Source organism: Streptomyces durhamensis, assembly GCF_000725475.1.
Lineage (GTDB): Bacteria > Actinomycetota > Actinomycetes > Streptomycetales > Streptomycetaceae > Streptomyces > Streptomyces filipinensis.
Genome location: NZ_JNXR01000075.1, coordinates 1 through 2,163 on the forward strand (window position 1 = coordinate 1; position 2,163 = coordinate 2,163).

Here is a 2,163-nt window from a genome sequence, read left to right on the forward strand (position 1 = left end):
CCGTCCCCCACGGACGCCGCCCTGGCCGCCGACCTGGCGCTGCCGATCGAGGAGCTGGAGCTCACCGTTCGGTCGTACAACTGCCTCAAGCGTGAGGGCGTCCACTCGGTGGGTGAACTTCTGGCGCGATCGGAGGCGGACCTGATGGACATCCGCAACTTCGGTGCGAAGTCCATCGACGAGGTCAAGGCGAAGCTGGCCGGCATGGGCCTGGCCCTGAAGGACAGCCCGCCTGGGTTCACCCCGACCGCCGCCGCGGACGACGACGGGGGCACGGGATTCATGGAGACCGAGCAGTACTGAGCGACGCAGCGACTCGCGGTCAACCTGGCACTGGCCCGACCGTGGAGCCCGGGCTCCTTGCGGGCACTGGGGCTCTGGGCATCAGCGCGGGCAGGAGGCAGCCTCTCTGCCACTGCCGCGCGCTGAGTTCTTCAGAGCAATCAGTACGCCGGCCTCTGGCGAAGGCCACTTCGCCAGCTCTCGTCTGATGCCACGGATTCGACGCGGCTGAAGTCGCTGCCTGCCCCGGGGCAGGCAGCCCGGTCGACACCGAGACGCGTCATCGACCGCTGGTCCGGCTCCACCACCGGAGCTGGAAAGGCCCCATGACGGGCTGGCCTGATCAAGGCGGAGCCCGCGATCGCGTGGAGGACGACCGACGACCAGGCAGGAGATCCGCGCCCGAGGCCCCATCGCACAGGGCGAGATCGCCGCGCTCACCCGCTGTTTCGAGGAAGTGGCTCAGACGACGGACCGGGAATTCTGGATTTGCGTGGACCAGGCGGTACAAAGGCGCTGCACCGGCACAGCCAGGCCCGCCGTGGCAATGACACGGCCGGTGGTGGAGCATCGCGCCAGCACCCTCGTCGCCGGCATGCCTACGACGCCGTCACCGGAGTCCAGTGGCCGCAGCCATGTATGGTTGCTGTGTTCGTGCTTGATCAGGAGCTGACACGGGAGGTGAGGTTGATGACCGCGCTCAAGGCCACCGCGCGCAGCGCCCGGGTCTTCCTCACGCCCCGGGCCGTGGCCTGACCCTCCTGCCACCCGCACTGAGAGCGTGAGCTCGCGGGGCAACCACACGAACATCTCCCGAAACGGATCTTCCATCGACATGGGCAACACCTGGATCACGCGCGCTGAGACCAGCGCCGATATCCCCGCCATTCGCGACATCAACCTCGCCGCCTTCCCCACACCGGCGGAAGCCGACCTCGTCGACAGCCTGCGCGCCGATCCGACCGCCTGGCTCGAGGGCCTCTCCCTCGTCACAGTGGACGAGACCGGCCACCCCTTGGCCCACGCTTTGCTGACCCGCTGCCACATCGACACCACACCGGCCCTGTGCCTGGCCCCGTGCGCCGTCCGCCCGGAACAGCAGCGGACCGGTGCAGGCACGGCGGCCATCCGCGCCGCCCTGGCCGCAGCGAGGTCACTGGGCGAGCACCACGTGGTCGTCCTCGGGCATCCGACCTACTACCCCCGGTTCGGGTTCACCCGCGCCTCGGATCACGGCATCCACCTGACCATCGACGTCCCCGACGAGGCCCTGATGGCACTCAGCCTCGACGCCGACCACCCGCTCCCCAGCGGCACTGTCCACTACGCAGCTGCGTTCGGTATCTGACCCAATCTGTGCCACGCGGGGGCTCCCACCTCCGCGTGGCACGCGTCACGGGGTGCCGATCTTGTAGCCCACCGCCGTGGTGTCGTCCAATCTCGGTTTCTGGCTCACATTCCCTGTCGCTGTTACGGAAAGTCAGATTTTCGGAGCCATGCGATGGCGGTTTGGATGGGCGCGAAGCCGAGGTGAGGTAAGTTTCGATCCGCCTCAACACCGACGCCTTCTCCCTCTCAGGCGACGGCACGGTGTACGTGGCCAAGGTCGGCAACCTCAAGGTCAAGTGGTCGCGCCGACTTCCCACGGCCCCGACTTCTCTCACCGTCACCAAGGACAGCTCCGGTCGGTACTTCCTCAGCTTCGTCGTCGACACCGAGCCGGACATCCTCCCCAAGGCGGAGACCGACGCCGGTATCGACCTCGGCCTGTCCGCCTTCGCCGTCCTGTCCGACGGCCGGAAGATCAACAGCCCGCGCTTCCTGCGCCGGGCCGAGAAGAAGCTCAAGCGCCTTCAGCGGGAGCTGTCCCGCAAGGCCAAG

2 protein-coding genes and 1 pseudogene are annotated in these 2,163 nt (G+C 67.9%); all 3 read left to right on the forward strand.

Annotation, left to right across the window (positions count from 1 at the left end; all coding sequences use genetic code 11):
• A partial coding sequence (locus tag IO33_RS0141770) for a DNA-directed RNA polymerase subunit alpha C-terminal domain-containing protein (RefSeq protein WP_031174302.1) occupies positions 1-303 on the forward strand: 303 nt, incomplete at its 5' end.
• An 814-nt stretch (positions 304-1,117) separates the two neighbouring features.
• Positions 1,118-1,630: a GNAT family N-acetyltransferase gene (locus IO33_RS0141780; RefSeq protein ID WP_031174303.1), complete on the forward strand. Its 513-nt coding sequence runs from the start codon at positions 1,118-1,120 to the stop codon at positions 1,628-1,630.
• Positions 1,631-1,824: 194 nt separating this feature from the next.
• Positions 1,825-2,163 (forward strand): annotated as a pseudogene (locus tag IO33_RS0141785) (RNA-guided endonuclease InsQ/TnpB family protein); the annotation flags it as partial.